Source organism: Corynebacterium sp. S5S1 (genome assembly GCF_001913985.1).
Classification (GTDB): Bacteria; Actinomycetota; Actinomycetes; order Mycobacteriales; family Mycobacteriaceae; genus Corynebacterium; species Corynebacterium marquesiae.
The window spans coordinates 1-17,098 of the sequence record NZ_MKXT01000013.1 but is presented as its reverse complement, the minus strand read 5'-3'; the positions used below and the strand labels follow the sequence as shown (position 1 = coordinate 17,098).

The window sequence follows — 17,098 nt, the reverse complement described above, 5'->3', positions numbered from 1 at the left end:
AGATTTACCCGCTGCGTAAAATCGCCGCCTGCCCATTGGGAAAATACCCGCACTACCGCGCAAAGGAGGCTGAAAAGATGCCATCCGTACCTTCACCCTTTAGGGGCCGCAAGAAATCCGAGCCTCCTAGTAAGCCCACTTCCCTGGCGGTACCACCGGAGCGCGCCATCGAACATTGCCGCGTCTTTGTGGATGGCGAGGCGCTTCCCGGGGAGTATTCCACCAGCTCCGCGCTGGAAGCCATAGAGGAATACGGCCGCGGATTCATTTGGGTGGGCCTCCATGAGCCCTACGAGTCCCAAATGACCAAAGTGGCCTCCCAGTTCGGCATCCACGAACTTATCGTGGAAGACGCCGTTATGGCCCACCAGCGCCCTAAGCTCGAGCGTTACGATGATCAGCTCTTCGTGGTCGCGCGTTCCGTGAACTACCGCGATCACGATGAGGTCACGGATAAGCGCCAGATCATTTCCACCGGTGAGATCCAGATGATCATGGGCTCCAACTTCATCATCACCGTGCGCCACGGCGCAAAGCTGCCCAACCTGGCTTATACCGTGGAAGATGAGCAGGACTTAGTGGAGCTTGGCCCGGTGGCCATGGCCTGGAAGATCCTGGATATGATGGTGGACCGCTATTCGGAGATTTCGCGCCTTATCAGCATCGAAGTCGATGAGCTGGAAGAAGAAATCTTCACCCCGAACCTCAAGTTTGATGTGGACCGCATCTACATGTTTAAGCGTGAGGTGCTGGAGATGAAGCATGCCATTGACCCGCTCTCAGTGGCGCTGAAGTCCATGGTTTCTGACCACAAGGATTTAATTTCCAAACAATTGCGCTCCTACCTGCGCGATGTCAACGACCATGAGCTTGTGGTCAAGGACCAAGTCTCCAGCTTCGATGAGCGTCTTACTTCGCTTATCGACGCCTCGGTAGCCAAGGTAACCATGCAGCAGAACTCCGACATGCGCACGATTTCCGCGGTCGTTGGTATGTGGGCCGCGCCTACCCTGGTGGCAGGTATCTACGGGATGAACTTCGACATCATACCGGAGCTGCACTGGGCGTTGGGCTACCCCATGGCGATTATCATTATGATCTTGGTAGTGGTAGGCCTGTGGGCTTGGTTCCGAAAGAACCACTGGCTTTAATCCCTCCGGTACGCTCGTGCACTATGAGCGATATCACTGTTTACGGCGCTACCGGGCTGGTCGGCCAATTGGTGGCGCGCTACCTTGCCTCGATTAACGCGCCCTCTGTGACTCTGGCCGGCCGGAACCGACCGGTGCTAGCCGCGCTGCGCGATGAACTCAATCAGCACTGGGACATCGCCATCGCCGCCGCCGATGATGCCGACGCTGTGGAGCACATGGTGGAAAATACCAAGGTACTAATCACCGTGGTCGGACCCTACAGCCTGTATGGCGGCCACGTCGTTGCCGCCTGCGCGCGCCATGGCGTAGATTATGTTGACCTCTGCGGTGAGGTTCCCTTTATTCGCCGAAGCATCGATTCCCACCACGCCACCGCCCAATCCACGGGTGCGCGCATCGTTCACTCCTGCGGCTTTGATTCCGTCCCTTCGGATATTGGCATGCTCAATCTCTACCAGGCGGCAGGAAAGCCGTTTGCACGGGTGCAGATGGTCGTCGATAAGCTCAAAGGCGGAATCTCACCAGGCACCATCGAGTCTTCCCTGCAGGTCTCGCATGCCGCGCACGCGGATAAAGATGTAGCCCGCAACCTGCATAATCCTTACTCACTGGACCCGGATCCCAAGGCCGGGCCACGCTTAGACGGTCTCCAGAATGACTTCGAAATCAAAGAAGTCGACGGCGTGGGCTGGGTAGGACCATTTTTCATGTCCATGTTCAATACCCGCGTGGTGCGCCGCTCTAACGCTCTGCTCGGGCGCGCGTGGGGCACACGCCTGTTTTACAAGGAAGCATGGTGGGCTGGCACCGGTCTTCCCGGTCGCGCCCGCGCCTATGGGCTGGCGCTCGCCACCAAGCTACTTTTTGATGGCACTCAGTCGCGCCTGCGCCCACTAGTGGAAAAGGTCTTGCCCACCCCCGGACCTAACGGCGCACATTTCCAGGTCAGCCACCACGGCATTACCGAAGATGGCCAACGCTGGCGAGCCACCGTGTCGGCACAAGGCGACCCGGGCTATGAAGTCACCGCAATGATGCTGAGCCAGGCTGCGCTCTGCTTGCTCGATTCGCGCTCCGGTACTAGCCGCGCAGGCGGCGTACTCACCCCGGCCACCGGACTTGGAAAGCCCTATCTGCAGCGGCTTTCCGCCCACGGCATGTCTTTTACCGCCGCTCGGATGAACTAGCGCAGAATCATAGTGCGCAAGGTGGTGCGGGCGATAAGCTCGCGGCCTTGCCGCATCTCGACGCTCCACACATGGGTGCGGCCGCCTAGCTGCACCGGCGTGGCCACGGCTTCTAACTCGCCTTCGCCTGTGGAGCGAATGAAGTCGCTGGAGTTATTGACGCCGACTGCGGGGGCGTCGGCAGCCGCCACGCTGGCAATGGAGGCCACGGTTTCTGCGATGGAGCAATACAACCCGCCGTTGGCTACTCCCCAAGGTTGGTGATGCTCCGGCAGCACCTGCAGTTTCGCACGGGCCTCGCGCGGGCCCACGTGGGTGAACTGCAGTCCTAGCAATTCTGCAAGGCCGCCGTTTAAGGCATTGAGAGACTCCAGTTCTTCTGCGTTGAGCACTCGCGTATGCGCGAGGTGGAGCAAGTCATTGAGTTTCTGCGTATCCGACATAGTCCACCAGCCTAGCCATTGATGCCAGCCTCGCAGCCTAGTGACGTAGGATAGGCAGCATGACTGATAAGAATGAACTTGCTCAGATTGGCGTCGTGGGACTGGCGGTCATGGGCTCTAATTTGGCCCGTAACTTTGCCCGCAACGGCAATACCGTAGCGGTGTATAACCGCAGCCCTGAAAAGACTCATGCACTCATTGAGGCCCACGGTGAGGAAGGCAACTTCGTGCCCTCGGAAACCATCGAAGACTTTGTGGCTTCCTTGGAGCGCCCGCGCAAGGCAATCATTATGGTCAAGGCTGGCAAGGCCACCGATGCCGTCATCGATCAGCTGGCCGAGGCCATGGATGATGGCGATATCATCATCGACGGCGGCAATGCCTTGTTCACTGACACCATTCGCCGCGAGAAGGACGTAGCCGCCCGCGGCAAGCACTTCGTCGGTGCCGGAATCTCCGGTGGCGAGGAAGGCGCGCTCAACGGTCCGGCCATCATGCCCGGCGGCCCCAAGGAGTCGTGGGAGACCCTCGGCCCGATTCTTGAGTCCATCGCTGCCAACGTGGACGGCACTCCGTGTGTAACCCACATTGGCGCGGACGGCGCCGGCCACTTTGTCAAGATGGTCCACAATGGTATCGAGTATGCCGATATGCAGGTCATCGGCGAAGCTTATCAGCTGCTGCGCTATGGCGCAGGCATGGAACCGGCCGAGATCGCAGAGGTATTCCGCGAATGGAACTCCGGCGACCTTGATTCCTACCTCATTGAAATCACCGCCGAGGTTCTGGCCCAAAAGGATCCGGAGACTGGCGCTCCGCTGGTCGACATCATCGTGGACGCCGCCGGCCAGAAGGGCACCGGTCGCTGGACTGCCATCAATGGATTGGAACTCGGCGTTCCGATTACCGGTATTGCCGAATCCGTCTTCGCCCGCGCGCTGTCCTCCTCCACCGCGCAGCGCAGTGCCGCCCAAGAAGGCCAGCTTCCCGCCGGCACCATCAAGGCGCTCGATGTGGACAAGGCCGAGTTCATCGAGGATGTGCGCCGCGCGCTCTATGCCGCCAAGCTCATTGCCTACTCCCAGGGCTTTGACGAGATTAAGGCTGGGTCCGAAGAATTCGGTTGGGACGTTGACCCGCGCGATCTAGCAACCATCTGGCGCGGCGGCTGCATCATCCGCGCCAAGTTCTTGGATCGCATCCGCGCAGCCTATGACAATAATGCTGACTTGCCCGCCCTCATCCTCGATCCCTACTTCAAGGGCGAGCTGGAAGATCTCATCGACCCATGGCGCCGCGTGGTCGTCGCCGCTACCCAGCTGGGACTGCCGGCACCGGTCTTTGCGTCATCTCTCTCCTACTACGACAGCCTGCGTGCCGAGCGTCTGCCGGCCGCTCTCATTCAGGGCCAGCGCGATTTCTTCGGCGCCCACACCTTCAAGCGCACCGACAAGCCAGGCACCTTCCACATTGAGTGGTCCGGTGACCGCAGCCTGACTCAAACCGACTAGATTCGCAGTGACGTAATTGGGGCCCTTCGGGGCCCTTTCGCCTTTTCCAAGCAGGTCTTTCTCGTGGAATGCGGCGATCCGCCACGCTGCCGATAGGATAGAAAAGCGATGACTACCTTTGCCGATCTCGGCCTTCCCCAGCGCCTGGTACACGTTCTGCACAACGAAGGCATTACCGAACCGTTTCCTATTCAAAAAGCCGCGATTCCCGACGCCCTTGCAGGCAAAGACGTACTCGGCCGCGGCCCTACCGGGTCGGGCAAGACCTATACTTTTGGCTTGCCCATGCTCGCCCGCCTTGCCGGAATCGGTGCTTCCAAGCCTGCTCATCCCCGGGCGCTTATCCTCGCCCCGACGCGCGAGTTGGCTACTCAGATTCATCAGCGCCTTGATGAACCTGCGGCAACGCTGGGCTTAAGAGTGCTTGCTGTCGTGGGTGGGGTAAATATTAATCACCATATACGCTCTCTCGCCCGCCCCGTTGATGTTCTTGTCGCTACCCCTGGCCGTGCCCAGGATCTAATTGACCAGGGCAGGCTGCATTTGGATGCGGTCCAGATTACTGCACTGGATGAAGCTGACCAGATGGCCGATATGGGCTTTTTGCCCCAGGTACGCAAGCTTCTGCGCCTGACTCCGGCTCAAGGCCAGCGCTTGCTGTTCTCGGCGACGCTTGACGGCGACGTCAACAAACTGGTGGAGCAATTCCTCCACGATCCGGTGGTCCACTCCACTGCCCCGGTGCAAGCTGCAGTGGATTCCATGTCCCATCACCTCTTTTTCGTCGGCGAGCGGCCCACCCGCAACGAGGTGGTGCTGCGCATTGCTGCCCGCCAAGGCAAAACCATCATGTTCATGCGCACCAAGCACGGCGTGGACAGGCAGGTCAAGAAATTGCGTCGCTCCGGCATCAACGCTTATCCATTGCATGGCGATAAAGGCCAAGGCGCGCGTACCCGCGCGATCGAAGGCTTCGCCGATGGCAGCATTCCAGTTGTGGTCGCCACCGATATTGCCGCCCGCGGAATCGATATTGCGGACGTTTCTCTCGTCGTTCACGTCGATCCACCCGCAGAGCACAAATCCTATCTTCATCGCGCCGGCCGCACGGCACGCGGCGGCGCTGCGGGTACCGTAGTCACTTTGGTCATGGATGAACAACGCAAGGAAGTAGCCGCGCTCATAAAGAAAGCCGGAGTCACAGCTACGGAGCACGATATTTCTCACCGTGACAATCCTGCAGGCTCTCCAATACTCAAAGAAGTTACGGGCGCTCGCAAACCCAATGGCCCTGCGCTTCCGCCACCGGGGCAGGCCGCACCCCAGCAACCAGCAAAACCAGTCAAGAAATCCAATTCCCAACGCCGCCGCTCAGACGGCAAAGTCGCCCGCCGCCGACGCCGTTAAGTCAAGGAGGTGAACGCTCATGCGCATCTTGAGCCCTGAGGACTGGAGTGCTCAACAGCATGAACACGAAAAGCAAGCCACAGACCGCTTGGAGCGCTTCCGGCATCCTGGCAGCTACCACCCTGTTTTCGATTTTCTCTTTGAGTACTACCCCGTACGTCCCTCTCACCTAAAGCGCTGGCACCCGGGTGTAGGAACTGCGCTAGCAGGCACTCCTCCGCACGCTGAATGGCGGGATTACCACGCCACCTCAGAAGGCATCACCGTCGACCTCGCCAGCTTTCTAGAGCGTCGAGGTGACTCGGTTCGCTATATCTCCAATCTGCTTCGGCGTTCCGCTACCAATCCGGTCCACTTTGACTGCTTCGGTCTGCATGAATGGGCAATGGTCTACCACACGGATTCCCCGCGCCATTCGCTGCCCTTGCGGCTCGGTGCGGACGGCACCAACCGGGTTGTCGATGAGCACTCAATTAAGTGTTCTCACTATGATGCTTTCCGGTTCTTTACCCCTCCCGCTCGCCCTCTTAACCTCACTGTCCTGCATCGTGAGGATCAGCCCGACAATGACCAGGCAGGCTGCGTACACGTCACGATGGATCTATATAAGTGGGCCTGGAAGCTGGGACCTCTCGTACCAGGCGAACTTTTCCTTGAATGTCTGGATTTGGCGATTGAAGCGCGCATCCTTGACATGGAGGCATCTCCTTATGACTGCCGTGATTGGGGACTTGGCGTGGTACCCATCGAGACCCCTGAGGGCAAGGCCGAGTACGTCTCGAGACAAAGAACGCTGGCGCTCACAGCTAAACCACTGCGAGACCGGCTTGTCGCTGTGATAGATCAAGCACTTGCCCCGCTAGAATGAGCCACTAACAACGGCAGTTTGTTTGGGAGGAAGACACCACATGGCACGGCATTCAAACGGGAAAAATAGCTTCGCAGTAGCGGGATGGGTTATTGCGGTGGCTATTATCGCGCTACTGGCCATAATTGCCTTGGTGGTCTTCCTTTTGCGCGGCGCAGGCAACGACGACGGCGAAGACTCCGCCGCACCCGCCGCAGTGGAAAGCAGCACCGAGGACGCACCGGAGAACAGTACGACAGCTGCTTCCAGTGCTTCCACCTCCGCTGCCCCCAAGAGTTCTTCCCCGACAAGCTCTGCTGCAGCGACGAGTTCCGCAGCAGCTCCCAAGGCCGATGTGACGGTGGCGGCGAATACGCTCCTGCTTCTGGATACATCTTCGGCCATGGCGCCGATGTACGGCCCTGTGGCCCAAGCCTTGGGCACCACTGCTTCTGATCTAGCCGCAGACGGCGGGGCAGTCTCGTTGTGGAACTACTCCTCTCCTATCGCTGAGACCGCCACGGTTGGCTTCCGCCAAAACCTGGGCTTTGGTGATGGCAACGCTGTGTCCGGCACTCTAGATGGGTTCGGAACTGGCGGTGTTCCGCAAACACGCAGCGCCGTAGTAGCAGCTATCGCCAATGCCGCCGATCAAGCCGCAGGAACTGGCGAGAAAGCACGCGTGGTCGTGGTAACTACTGGTACCGAGCAGGACATGGATGATGCGCAATTCACATCCGCTCTTGACGACGCCGCCTCCAAGGACGTTTCCCTCAGCGTCGTTCATGTCGGTGAAGGCAATGTCGATGCCGCACTGAAGTCCGCAGCTGATAGCTTCACCTCTGTTGACTCAGCCGATGAGGCGACGGTCTCTAGAGCAATTAATAAGGCCGCAGGGGTCTAATACGCAACTCTTCCTTGCCTACGGCACCGAACGAGGCATCGTTCGGTGCCTTTCATGTCTGCTCATAGTGGCTAGTGCTCCCCTACACCGCGGAGCTACGGGCACTGCACCAGATATAAAGACAGAGTCGGCTCGGGCACTAAGCTTGGGCTCGACTTCGATCCCGCGAGGCCACACAGCGCGGAATAGGCTGTCTTGCAGGGTGCTCTCATTGCGATAGAGATCAAAAATCCACCCTGCTTCCCCGTGAGCCGGGAAGGAGGGTGGATTCTGTGTGGGTGAGCTTAGGAGCTCTTGCGCTTGCGACGAGCGGCCAACTCGTCGAGGCCGACTACATTGTCTTCGGCGAAGTCTTCAATGCGCTCCGAAGGGAAAGAAGAAATGGTGCCAGACAGCTCCTTCAAGATACCCGGAACTGCAATGCCGAAGACGCCTTGGCCGCCGGCGAGCAAGTCAATGACCTCATCGTTGGAACGGCACTCATAAACGGTAGTGCCGTCGGATACGAGGGTGAGCTCTGCTAGGTCATTCACACCACGATCCCGGAGGGACTCAACTGCCAATCGGATATTTTGCAGAGAGATGCCGGTATCCAGCAGGCGCTTCACGATCTTGAGTACCAGCACATCCTTAAAGGAGTACAGGCGCTGGGAGCCGGAGCCGCGTGCCGTGCGGATGGAAGGGTTGACCAGGTTGGTGCGTGCCCAATAGTCCAGCTGGCGGTAGGTGATGCCGGCAACTTGGCAAGCGATGGGAACGCGGTAGCCCACCTCTTCGTCGGGTCCGACGTCAAAAAGAGATTCCTGTACGTAGGTGGATTCGGACTGGAAGTCCTCGTTAATGCTCACGTAATTACTCCAATGGGGTTTGTTGGAAGTTCTAAAGATCAATTAAAAGCCAAGCGCATACGCCCGTCAAGCGCTGCTTGCTCAACTGTCAAGTACAACTTTAGACTTCTCAAACCCCATTGTCACCATTAGTCACACGCGTGTCATTAACTTTTTTCGTCGTCATCCCCCGATAGGAAATCCTTTTCCTCCATACCCAAAGACCTCATCATGGCTTCAAAATCCGCATCTGCCTGGGCATTTCCCGACGCCGAGGTCGAGGAATCATTGTTTTCGCTGGCCGGTAGATTATCGCCTGCGGCGGGGGCGGAAATTTCCAGGTCGAAGTACTCTTTCACGTCCGCATCACTGGCATATACGGAAACCTGGGCAAGGAGACCCGCCTCGGCTGAAATGGGGACGTGGAAATATTCGGATACGGCAAGTGCGTCGCTCAACCGAGAGTCATAAACCTCGCCGTTCGGAGCCTTAATATCTACCGTGAACGTTCCCTGGTGGTAGTTGGCAATTTCAATGGCCTCTACCCCGCCAGTGCCCTCTAGTACCTCGCAGATAAGATCGTGCGAGGTGGGACGATTAGGCTGGTGGCCGTCTAAAGCGGCAGCTAGTTGCATGCCTTCAATCGGGGAGATCCACACGGGGATCAACCGGTTCTCTTCCGGCCAGCGCAGCACAGCGCACACATCGTCTTCGGGGCCTACCTGGTGGATACCGTGAAACTCTAGGGATACATCACTCATAAATACCACTCTCCCACAAACGCGGGATTACGTGTGTATTAGGAGTGGTATTCGTCGCGCAGATCCGACTTCACCAGAGTTGCGTGCAGGGAGACCACTAGAGCGGTCATTTGCTGGGAGATTTCCTCTGCCTTCTGATGCGCGGTATCAGAGTTTGAGTGCGCCACGGGAGCTGCCGCCTGGGAGATCAGGTCTGCCTGCCGGCGGGCGTTATTGCGCAGGGACTTGAGCTCACGGGCGCCAAAACCAAATGCCTTAAGCGCCACTGCGGCAGAGACAATGGCCACGTCGTCGGTATTGAAAAAGCCTGCGGCATCCGGGCGGATGAGGCCATATTTAACCAAGGAAGCTACATCATCTTCGCTGGCACTAGCTTGGGTAGCTACCTCTACATCGGTCAGGCGCGTGACCACAGGGGCCCTAAACTGCTGCGGCGAGAGTAGGGTTTCTGCATTTCCCGCAGAAACAATGGCGGTCACCTGGCCGGAATCCATGGCTTCTAGCTGCTCGCGGATAACCTTCAGCGGCGTATAGTTATCGCGCTGAGTGGTGAGAATATACCGCAGTCTGTCCACGTCTTCTTGGGTGAAGCGGCGATAGCCAGAGGCCGTGCGCTGTGGACTGATGAGCCCCTCAGATTCAAGGAAGCGAATCTTAGACACCGTGACATCTGGGAATTGCTGATTCAACGTCTCCAAAACCACGCCAATGGACATGGTCTTTGGCTTCTTAGCTTTAGGGCTGGTGCGGCGTACTGCTGCTGCCGAAGAATCTGCTGCGCTCACTGTGTCTATCTCTTAGGGGTACTGAAAGTTCTTATCGTGCCATAAGCAGACTACACCGCCCCTCCTAATAAGGAAGCGCGGCTAGTCTACGTAAAAAAATTAGCTCTGGTTAGCGATGAAAACCAAGCGGAACTTGCCAATCTGGATTTCGTCTCCTACCTCGAGCACCTGGGAGTTGCGGGGCTCGCGGTTAACGTAGGTTCCGTTCAGAGATCCCACATCAACTACCTCAAACTTGCCGTCATCATTCTTGCGAAACTCCGCGTGGCGGCGGGACACCGTAACGTCATCGAGGAAAATGTCTGCCTCGGGGTGGCGGCCGGCGGTAGTAGTCGCTTGATCCAGCAAGAAGCGGGCACCCGCATTCGGGCCACGCTTTACCACGAGGAGGGCCTGACCTTCCGCCAGGTTGTCGGTGCCGGCAACGGTAGCATCATTGCCATTCGCGCCGTTTTCCATCTCCTTGAGCAGGTCTGCGCGGAATACAGATGTGGTCTCTACCTGTGGTTCCGGGGTTCCGGTGTTCTCGCTCATTGTTACCTCCGGGGATTAGTTACGAGTTACTTATAACAATACTAGCGACTCATGTGAGTCCGTGACCCCTTCGTGGGGAATAATTTCACCGGAAAATGTTTCCGATGCCGCTCAGCACGGAATTTCCCTTGCCCGCAAGGGGGTTATCGGACACCATGTAAGTCCATGTAGCACTCGGACGAGCGAGGCCGGCGTCATCGAGGTGTGCCCCGGCGGCATCGATAAGCACTGTACGGAAAGTCTCCACAGACTTGTCGACGGCCCTCTGAGCCAAGTCCTTAAACTCCCTCACCGCAATGCGGTGGTACTCGTCGATGGGAGTCTCTCGGGCGATGGCGCGCAGATGGATCGACTCGCGCACATCGTCCATGAGCTCTAGGTGGTCGGCCCAGGCCAAGTCCAAGTGATAGAGCATGATTTCGCGCGCGGCCTTGATGCGTGCTTCCTCAGGGACCTCCCGTAGCTCTGCTGTGCGCTCCGGAGCGCGTTGGGTTAGTTCCTGCCAGGCCTGATCTGTATCCAACAGCTTGGCTCGGCGCTCATCAATAATGATGCGCTGATCGGCTAGGAGCTGGTTATACTTCCAGGTCTGGGCATGAATTTCGAGTAGTTGACCCTCGGTCACTCGCTGGCAGTGTGCCACAAAATCGCTAACTCGCTTGGATTCAATGCGCCCGTCTTCTGCTGGTTGGGCACGCACAGTCTCGCCGTCGCCGCCTTGCTGAACCACATCGTCTTCAAGGGAGACGAAGAATAGGGACAGGCCCGGATCACCTTGCCGGCCTGCACGGCCGCGCAACTGGTTATCCAAGCGGGCAGTGCGGTGGCGGGAGGTACCGATAACCGCCAAGCCACCCATTTCCGCTACTGCATCGTGGTCAGCTTCGTGAGCACCGCCCAGCTTAATATCGGTGCCGCGTCCGGCCATCTGGGTAGAGACGGTGACGCGTCCAATATCGCCGGCCTCGGCGACGATCTGTGCCTCCTGCTCATCATTTTTGGCGTTGAGCACATTAACCTCAATTCCCCGATCGCGGAGAGCATCCGCCAGATCTTCCGACTCGGCGACATCCTGCGTGCCCACGAGGATGGGTTGCCCCGTGGCGTGAATGGTGGCAATTTCCTCCACGATGGCGGCGGATTTATCATCTACTGTCGCGTAAATGCGGTCTCGCTCATCAAAGCGTTGCAGCGGCTTATTGCGGTCGATCACGGATACATGAAGACCATAGAACTGCCGCAGCTGATCGGTCGCCTCCACCGCGGTACCAGTCATGCCGCACACAAGTGGATAACGCCGCATAAGTTCTTGCAGCGTGATGGTGTCGAGGATGCGCCCGCCTTCAGAAACCTCTAGGCCTTCCTTGGCTTCTACTGCCGCTTGGAGCCCGTCGGGCCAGCGTTGTAGGTCGGCAACGCGGCCCCGGGAGGCGTCAATAAGCTGTAACTTGCCATCCACCACGATGTAGTGGATGTCCCGGATAAGCAGGGCCTTGGCATGCAGGGCGAGGTTGACCTTCACCAAGATGGTGCCGATATTCTCCTCCGAATAAAGCGAATCAATGCCCAATTCCTGCTCCACGCGGCGGGCACCAGTCTCGGTCAGTTGAACGGTGCGGCCGTCCTCAGAGATGGAGTAGTCCAGCTTTTCGCGCAGCCGAGAAACTACATTGGTGATGTGCCCAGTGGGGGCCTCACCTGGCCGATTACCGGCCAGCACTAGGGGCACAAGGGCCTCATCCACGAGGACGGAATCGGCTTCGTCCACGAGGGCAACGTCGCCGGCTGCCTGCACCGTGTGAGAGCGGTCGGTAATTTGGTTATCGCGCAACAAGTCAAAGCCCAGCTCGTTGACCGGTGCGTAGATAATATCCTGCGCGTAGGCAGCGCGGCGCTCATCCGGTGACATGCCCTCAGTTACCGAGGCAACGCTTAAGCCAAAGAACTCCACGACAGAGCGCATCCATTCGGCGTCGCGGGCGGCGAGATAGTTATTGACAGTGACAACGTGGACGCGTTTGCCAGTCAACGCGAAACCTGTAGCCGCCATGGCGCCTACCAAAGTCTTGCCTTCACCGGTTGCCATCTGGATAACGTCTCCGGTAAGTAGGCGCAGGACGGCCTGGGACTGGACATTAAAGGGATGCATCCCCAGGGTACGCTCGCACGCTACTGCTAAGGCCGCGAGGAACTGTGCCTTATCTGCAATTTCGCCGCCTGCAACGGCATCGCGTGCGGCTTGGGCTACAGCTGCGTTGTCCTGCTGGCCCAATGCCCGGGCCGCTTCATCGGCTGAACCCACGATGGCCTTGGATTTCTTATCGTTACGCTCGCTTTGCGAGCCCATTGCCTTCCAGAACCAATCGAACGCGCCCATACCTCATCCTCCTTATTTGGATTGCTCTTATCGACTGTAGTCAACCTGGTATGGCTTGCGAGTAAGAGGCCCGTTATTGTAGTTCTCATGCAATCCGTCAACGTTAAGCTGCCTTCGAGCCGGGGTACCGAGATGGCCGGAACCATCGACTTCCCGGATTCTCCCCCGATCGCCTACGCCATCTTTGCCCATTGCTTCGCCGGCTCCCGCCACACTCCCGGCGCCGCCCGCACTGCGAAACAGCTCACTGAGTTCGGCATCGCCACTTTGCGTTTCGATTTTCCCGGCCTTGGCCAGTCCGCCGGTGAATTTGGCGATACTACCTTTAGCCAAAACGTTGATGATATCCATGCCGCTGCCGCCTGGCTGACGGAGAACTACTCTGCCCCGCAATTACTCATGGGCCATTCGCTAGGTGGAGCTGCCGCGTTGAAGGCGGCCACCACCATGAAATCACTCAAGGCGGTAGCCACCATTGGCGCGCCCTTTGATCCTGCCCACTCCGTGCTGCACTATGCGGACAAAATCGGCGAGGTCGATGCCAACGGCGAGGTGGAAGTCATCCTCGGCGGCCGCGGCCTTATCATTTCCCGCAAGTTCCTCGAGGACTTGGCGGATACCAACCCCGAGGAGTACCTGCCCAAGCTCCGCAAGCCACTGATGGTGTTGCACTCGCCCATTGACCAAACGGTGGGCATAGACAATGCGCAAAATATCTTTCTGCTCACGCGCTACCCCAAATCCTTGGTTTCCTTGGACAAGGCCGATCATCTGCTCACCAAGCAGGGCACGGCAGCCCGCGCTGCGGATCTCATCGGTGCGTGGGCCGAGCAGTTTATCGTTCCTGACTATCGGCCAGAAGAAGTAGGAACCGACGCCGCAGTTGCGCAGCCGGCCACCGGCACCAAATTCGGCGTGGTCGTCCGCCACAATGACCACAGCCTCAGTGCCGACCGCACGAAGAAGAATGGCGGCAAGGGTAAGGGCTTTACCGCCGAGGGCCTAATTATGTCCGCGCTGGCCACGGCCGCTACCCAAGCAGTCAAGGATGCCGGCAAGAGGCTTGCGCTTGACGACGTCCACGTGAGCATCACCCAAACCGGCCCCGCCAGCTTTGAGCGCCGCATCGAGCTTGTCGGAAAACTCTCAGCGGAAGAAGAGGCTGCCCTGCGCTCTGCCGCGAAGGACACCGATGTGGAGCGCATGCTCGGCAACGTCACCATCGTGGACGTGGACGCGCTCTAATGGCGGCTTTTGATTCCTCGCGCCGCTGCCCGTGCGGCACCGGCCTGACCTACGGCGAGTGCTGCGGTAGGTACCATGCCGGCACCAATGCCCCTACCGCGGAGGCGCTCATGCGCTCGCGCTTTAGCGCCTTTGTTTCTGGCGACGAAGCCTATCTACTCCGTACGTGGGATCCCGATACTCGCCCTGAAACACTCGACCTGGCGGATTCTCCCGTCCGGTTTTATCGCCTCGATATCCTAGACACCCAAGCAGGCGGATTGCTCGATAATTCCGGCGTAGTGGAGTTTGAGGCCTTTTATAAAGGCGCGGCCGTTGGCTCACAACGCGAGCGTTCCTCGTTTCGCCGCGTCGGCGGCGCTTGGGTGTACTCCAGCGGCGAGTTTTAGCGCAGGTTACACCCCAAATTTCACAGTAGAATCCTACTGATGTAATCTAGACAAGTCGCACAGTTCGACGGCGGGCTATGGCGCAGTTTGGTAGCGCACTACACTGGGGGTGTAGGGGTCGCAGGTTCAAATCCTGTTAGCCCGACAAATATTCAGCCGGCACCGTGAAGGTGCCGGCTTTTTCTATTCTGCGTTTACACCGCAAGCAAGATCGCAATTCCTAAAAGAATTAAGACCGCTGGAAACAGTATGCTTTCCCACTTTTCTAGTGCTTCTGCAATGCCCGGCCGCGTTGCCGCAAACCGCGCTGCCCACACTAAGGGCGCCACGAGGATTAAGAAGACCACGCAATAGATCGCTACTTCAGCCGGCGTAGAGGTGGTAAACACTGGTACATAGACGCCGATATTGTCGCCACCGTTGGCAAAGGTCACCCCGGCTACCGCAAGTGTGCTCAGCCTCTTACCCGAAGCATCCTCATCGTCATCCTCACCCCGGAATGCTTGCCACGCTGCCCATAGGCCTAGAAGCAATGGAATGAGACCAAAGTAGCGAATCAATTCCTCAGGTAATACGGCATTTAAGCCCAATCCGACAATGGCCGAGGCCGCTAGTATGCCGAGAAATCCCAAATACTGACCTAGCAGAATCGCGGGCGTCGTGCCCTTGCGACCAGCACCACGGGCGAAGAAGAGGGACAACACCACAATGTCATCGATGTTGGTGGCCACGAATAGTCCAGCAGCTGCTGCGAGAGTAGTAAGCACTCTCCTACCTTATCGCGTCATGACACTTGTCATGAAAATGTAATGACAGGGCCTATACATCATTCTTGCTGGCTACGGATACTTTCCAGGTATGAGCACTATAAGCCCATCTACTGCACAGCCGCCAGCCATCGACGTATCCGGAGTAAGCAAATCCTTTGCTAGTAAATCCTCCAGACCTATCCATGCGCTCAGCGATATATCCTTCAGCATCGCCCAAGGCGAGATCGTAGGCCTATTAGGCACCAATGGAGCAGGCAAAACCACCCTATTTGATCTCATCCTCGGTCTCACCACACCCACCTCCGGCAACATTTCTGTGCTCGGACACACACCGCACGCTGCGATCCGCGCAGCGCAGATTGGAGCCGTGCTGCAAACCGGTGGCCTGCTACCCGAGCTCACAGTCCAGGACACCCTAAAGATGATTTCCTCTACCTTTCCCCATCCCCTTCCCATCGGAGAAGTTGCCAAACAAGCAGACCTAGACCGGATCCTGCACCGCCCAGTAGGAAAATGCTCTGGTGGCGAGCAACAACGTGTGCGATTCGCCCTCGCTATTTTGGGCAATCCCCAAATCCTATTGCTCGATGAGCCAACAGCTGGCATGGATGCTCAAGCGCGCCACGAGTTCTGGTCCACCATGCACAGACAAGCAGACCAGGGACGCACCATTGTCTTCGCTACGCACTACCTCGAAGAGGCAGACAATTTTGCAGAAAGGATAATTCTCCTACACGAAGGAAAGCTGCGAGCCGATGCAAAGGCCACAGAACTGCGCGAACAGTCGGGCAAGCGCATAGTCGAGGCGAAGTTCGACGGCACACTTTTAAATGCGAAAAAGCTACCCACCGTCGCCGAGATTTCCTTGTCTGGCGGCTACGCCCGGATGACCACCCGTGACTCCGATGCACTTGCGAGCTATCTTCTCAATCACACCTCGGCCCATGACCTGACTATTCGCACACACTCTTTAGAGGACGCATTTCTTGCTTTGACATCATCCCAGTCCTAACCCGTCTCTCCGTTGGCTACTTCGTGAAAGGAACATGCAATGACTGCACAGTCAGCAACAACCAGTGCGCGCACTTTCGGGTTTGCCATCCATAACTTGTTGCGCCTTCGCCGAAACCTTACTCCGCTGTTTTTCAGCACGTTCTTGCCGGTATTTTTCTACCTGCTCTTTGGCACCATGATGGATTTTGGCGATGCCTCCTTTAAAGGAGGAAACTTCGCCGCCTTAGAGATGATTAGCATGGCCCTCTACGGCGGCGTGGCAGGATCCGTATCTGCCGCTGGCTCCGCCGTGACAGATACCAAGACTGGGTGGGCGCGCCAATTAGCACTTACTCCCCTACACCCACGGCAGATTCTGTGGGCAAACCTCACATCAATCGGCTTTCAGGCACTGCTCCCCATCACCGCGGTGTTTATCACCGGTGCCATGACACAAGCTGCAATGCAACCACAGCAATGGGTTTTAGCCATTATCGCCTGCGTCCTAGTTTCCATTCCCTTTGGCTTTTATGGCTTGGTGTGGGCCATGGCTTTGCCCACCGACAATTCTGTCGCAATCGCCTCGACCTCCGTTGTCCTCTTCCTCTTTGCCGCCAATGTATTCACTCCACTTACCGAGCCGCTAATGGAATTGGGCCGCTTCACTCCCCTCTTTGGCCCGGTTGTACTCGCCCAGTGGCCCCTTGCAGAAGGCATGCAGTTTCTTAACGGGGAGGAAGGCACAGTGTCGCACCCCATGTGGGCCGCATGGTTAAACTTCGCGGTATGGACGACCATCTTTCTCACCGCTTGCCTGGTGCTGCGCTCCCGCGACAAGGCGCGCCGTTAATGGACCCCTTTCGCGATGAACTGGCCCCCGAAAGTTGGACTGGTTTAATTCTAGGCGGTTAGGGCTTCAAGGGTCTGATTTCGATATTGCATCGGGGTTAGACCCTTGAGTCGT

The 17,098-nt window shown here is 57.8% G+C and carries 18 protein-coding genes and 1 tRNA gene; 11 read left to right on the top strand and 8 right to left on the bottom strand.

What is annotated here, in order from left to right; translation table 11 throughout:
* The first annotated feature begins 77 nt into the window (after positions 1-77).
* A complete protein-coding gene (locus BKN05_RS06295; RefSeq protein WP_049378129.1) occupies positions 78-1,151 on the top strand; it encodes a magnesium and cobalt transport protein CorA in 1,074 nt (357 codons plus the stop codon).
* Between the two features lie 23 nt (positions 1,152-1,174).
* On the top strand, positions 1,175-2,341 hold the full coding sequence (locus BKN05_RS06290; RefSeq protein ID WP_239274277.1) for a saccharopine dehydrogenase family protein: 1,167 nt from the start codon (positions 1,175-1,177) through the stop codon (positions 2,339-2,341).
* On the opposite strand, the gene BKN05_RS06285 is transcribed toward BKN05_RS06290, so the two are convergent.
* Positions 2,338-2,784: a PaaI family thioesterase gene (locus BKN05_RS06285; RefSeq protein WP_005324747.1), complete on the bottom strand. Its 447-nt coding sequence runs from the start codon at positions 2,782-2,784 to the stop codon at positions 2,338-2,340. The genes BKN05_RS06290 and BKN05_RS06285 overlap by 4 nt on opposite strands.
* Before the next feature lie 59 nt (positions 2,785-2,843).
* Here BKN05_RS06285 and gnd point away from each other — a divergent pair, with 59 nt between their 5' ends.
* The 4 genes from gnd (at position 2,844) to BKN05_RS06265 (ending at position 7,453) form a co-directional block, all read left to right on the top strand.
* Positions 2,844-4,295, top strand: a complete 1,452-nt coding sequence (gene gnd, locus BKN05_RS06280; RefSeq protein WP_005324746.1) for an NADP-dependent phosphogluconate dehydrogenase — start codon at positions 2,844-2,846, stop codon at positions 4,293-4,295.
* 108 nt (positions 4,296-4,403) lie between these two features.
* Entirely contained in the window at positions 4,404-5,702 is a 1,299-nt protein-coding gene (locus BKN05_RS06275) for a DEAD/DEAH box helicase (RefSeq protein ID WP_049378125.1), read from the top strand.
* A 19-nt stretch (positions 5,703-5,721) separates the two neighbouring features.
* Positions 5,722-6,570, top strand: a complete 849-nt coding sequence (locus tag BKN05_RS06270) for a 3-methyladenine DNA glycosylase (RefSeq protein ID WP_286688238.1) — start codon at positions 5,722-5,724, stop codon at positions 6,568-6,570.
* A 40-nt stretch (positions 6,571-6,610) separates the two neighbouring features.
* Positions 6,611-7,453, top strand: coding sequence for a hypothetical protein (locus BKN05_RS06265; protein ID WP_286688237.1), 843 nt, complete (start codon positions 6,611-6,613; stop codon positions 7,451-7,453).
* A gap of 284 nt (positions 7,454-7,737) precedes the next feature.
* Here BKN05_RS06265 and BKN05_RS06260 read toward each other — a convergent pair whose 3' ends face one another.
* The 5 genes from BKN05_RS06260 to secA2 all read right to left on the bottom strand — a co-directional run bounded on the left by BKN05_RS06260 (position 7,738) and on the right by secA2 (position 12,737).
* Positions 7,738-8,301 (bottom strand): MerR family transcriptional regulator, encoded by a 564-nt coding sequence (locus tag BKN05_RS06260; protein WP_286688236.1) that lies wholly within the window; start codon positions 8,299-8,301, stop codon positions 7,738-7,740.
* 146 nt (positions 8,302-8,447) lie between these two features.
* Positions 8,448-9,041, bottom strand: coding sequence for a bifunctional nuclease family protein (locus BKN05_RS06255; protein WP_049378121.1), 594 nt, complete (start codon positions 9,039-9,041; stop codon positions 8,448-8,450).
* A 38-nt stretch (positions 9,042-9,079) separates the two neighbouring features.
* On the bottom strand, positions 9,080-9,826 hold the full coding sequence (ftsR, locus tag BKN05_RS06250; RefSeq protein ID WP_049378120.1) for a transcriptional regulator FtsR: 747 nt from the start codon (positions 9,824-9,826) through the stop codon (positions 9,080-9,082).
* A 99-nt stretch (positions 9,827-9,925) separates the two neighbouring features.
* Positions 9,926-10,360, bottom strand: coding sequence for an oxoglutarate dehydrogenase inhibitor Odhl (gene odhI, locus BKN05_RS06245; protein ID WP_049378119.1), 435 nt, complete (start codon positions 10,358-10,360; stop codon positions 9,926-9,928).
* An 85-nt stretch (positions 10,361-10,445) separates the two neighbouring features.
* Positions 10,446-12,737, bottom strand: coding sequence for an accessory Sec system translocase SecA2 (secA2, locus tag BKN05_RS06240; protein ID WP_049378118.1), 2,292 nt, complete (start codon positions 12,735-12,737; stop codon positions 10,446-10,448).
* Positions 12,738-12,824: 87 nt separating this feature from the next.
* On the opposite strand from secA2, the gene BKN05_RS06235 reads away from it, so the two are divergent.
* From BKN05_RS06235 to BKN05_RS06225, 3 genes are all read left to right on the top strand, one after another.
* Entirely contained in the window at positions 12,825-13,982 is a 1,158-nt protein-coding gene (locus tag BKN05_RS06235; RefSeq protein ID WP_225746975.1) for a bifunctional alpha/beta hydrolase/OsmC family protein, read from the top strand.
* Positions 13,982-14,371 (top strand): YchJ family protein, encoded by a 390-nt coding sequence (locus BKN05_RS06230; protein WP_286688235.1) that lies wholly within the window; start codon positions 13,982-13,984, stop codon positions 14,369-14,371. The genes BKN05_RS06235 and BKN05_RS06230 overlap by 1 nt, the downstream gene beginning before the upstream one ends.
* Before the next feature lie 71 nt (positions 14,372-14,442).
* Positions 14,443-14,516: transfer RNA gene (locus BKN05_RS06225), tRNA-Pro, on the top strand.
* A gap of 49 nt (positions 14,517-14,565) precedes the next feature.
* Here the strand turns inward: BKN05_RS06225 and BKN05_RS06220 are convergent.
* Positions 14,566-15,138 carry a cadmium resistance transporter gene (locus BKN05_RS06220; RefSeq protein WP_286688234.1) on the bottom strand — a complete coding sequence of 191 codons (573 nt, stop codon included), beginning with the start codon at positions 15,136-15,138 and terminating at the stop codon, positions 14,566-14,568.
* 91 nt (positions 15,139-15,229) lie between these two features.
* Between BKN05_RS06220 and BKN05_RS06215 the strand changes: the two genes are divergently transcribed.
* Both BKN05_RS06215 and BKN05_RS06210 read left to right on the top strand, forming a co-directional pair.
* Entirely contained in the window at positions 15,230-16,153 is a 924-nt protein-coding gene (locus BKN05_RS06215) for an ABC transporter ATP-binding protein (RefSeq protein WP_286688233.1), read from the top strand.
* A gap of 39 nt (positions 16,154-16,192) precedes the next feature.
* Positions 16,193-16,984 carry an ABC transporter permease gene (locus BKN05_RS06210; protein WP_284788677.1) on the top strand — a complete coding sequence of 264 codons (792 nt, stop codon included), beginning with the start codon at positions 16,193-16,195 and terminating at the stop codon, positions 16,982-16,984.
* Between the two features lie 50 nt (positions 16,985-17,034).
* Here BKN05_RS06210 and BKN05_RS12625 read toward each other — a convergent pair.
* Positions 17,035-17,098, bottom strand: a 64-nt coding sequence (locus BKN05_RS12625) for an IS3 family transposase (RefSeq protein WP_353734806.1), incomplete at its 5' end; no start/stop codon positions are given.

What these genes read in the sequence shown, in the direction of transcription:
- BKN05_RS06295 (WP_049378129.1), top strand. Translation starts at nt 78, where the DNA reads ATGCCATCCGTACCTTCACCCTTTAGGGGCCGCAAGAAATCCGAGCCT.
- BKN05_RS06290 (WP_239274277.1), top strand. Translation starts at nt 1,175, where the DNA reads ATGAGCGATATCACTGTTTACGGCGCTACCGGGCTGGTCGGCCAATTG.
- BKN05_RS06285 (WP_005324747.1), bottom strand. Translation starts at nt 2,784, where the DNA reads ATGTCGGATACGCAGAAACTCAATGACTTGCTCCACCTCGCGCATACG.
- gnd (WP_005324746.1), top strand. Translation starts at nt 2,844, where the DNA reads ATGACTGATAAGAATGAACTTGCTCAGATTGGCGTCGTGGGACTGGCG.
- BKN05_RS06275 (WP_049378125.1), top strand. Translation starts at nt 4,404, where the DNA reads ATGACTACCTTTGCCGATCTCGGCCTTCCCCAGCGCCTGGTACACGTT.
- BKN05_RS06270 (WP_286688238.1), top strand. Translation starts at nt 5,722, where the DNA reads ATGCGCATCTTGAGCCCTGAGGACTGGAGTGCTCAACAGCATGAACAC.
- BKN05_RS06265 (WP_286688237.1), top strand. Translation starts at nt 6,611, where the DNA reads ATGGCACGGCATTCAAACGGGAAAAATAGCTTCGCAGTAGCGGGATGG.
- BKN05_RS06255 (WP_049378121.1), bottom strand. Translation starts at nt 9,041, where the DNA reads ATGAGTGATGTATCCCTAGAGTTTCACGGTATCCACCAGGTAGGCCCC.
- odhI (WP_049378119.1), bottom strand. Translation starts at nt 10,360, where the DNA reads ATGAGCGAGAACACCGGAACCCCGGAACCACAGGTAGAGACCACATCT.
- secA2 (WP_049378118.1), bottom strand. Translation starts at nt 12,737, where the DNA reads ATGGGCGCGTTCGATTGGTTCTGGAAGGCAATGGGCTCGCAAAGCGAG.
- BKN05_RS06235 (WP_225746975.1), top strand. Translation starts at nt 12,825, where the DNA reads ATGCAATCCGTCAACGTTAAGCTGCCTTCGAGCCGGGGTACCGAGATG.
- BKN05_RS06230 (WP_286688235.1), top strand. Translation starts at nt 13,982, where the DNA reads ATGGCGGCTTTTGATTCCTCGCGCCGCTGCCCGTGCGGCACCGGCCTG.
- BKN05_RS06215 (WP_286688233.1), top strand. Translation starts at nt 15,230, where the DNA reads ATGAGCACTATAAGCCCATCTACTGCACAGCCGCCAGCCATCGACGTA.
- BKN05_RS06210 (WP_284788677.1), top strand. Translation starts at nt 16,193, where the DNA reads ATGACTGCACAGTCAGCAACAACCAGTGCGCGCACTTTCGGGTTTGCC.